1 protein-coding gene is annotated in these 419 nt (G+C 36.0%); it reads left to right on the forward strand.

Going from position 1 to position 419, the window contains the following annotated elements; translation table 11 throughout:
• The coding region (locus KHD59_RS02425; RefSeq protein WP_213680524.1) for an HNH endonuclease at positions 1 to 419 on the forward strand (419 nt) is incomplete at both ends.

The raw sequence follows: 419 nt of genomic DNA on the forward strand, positions 1-419 counted from the left end.
CTCACTTAAGTTATCTAGCGGAATATAGCTGTTTGAAAACACTAGCAAGGAAACGGAAAACGTCAATTGCTAGGGTTCGAAAAAAATGTAAAATTGGTTCAACTTGGGGTATTTCCTATTATAATAAAGGAGAAACCCAATATGAACCATGGGATGTTTACTCTTGGGGTAAAATTATAAAATTACGTAACTATAAAGGGAATCCTGATATTACCATAAATAAAAATATATTCCAAGCGCGTACGCATCTAACTGACCGTTTAAAAGCGGAGCATTGTGAGTACTGCGACAAAACAACTCAACTACAAATTCATCACATTGGTACGGTCCGCAATGCGCGCCACCAAAGTATCATGAATAAAAGAACAAAGGTATTGTGTAAAGATTGTCACCGAAAGGTAACCAATCAACAATTACAT

Source organism: Sesame phyllody phytoplasma (assembly GCF_018390775.2).
Taxonomy (GTDB): domain Bacteria; phylum Bacillota_I; class Bacilli_A; order Acholeplasmatales; family Acholeplasmataceae; genus Phytoplasma; species Phytoplasma australasiaticum.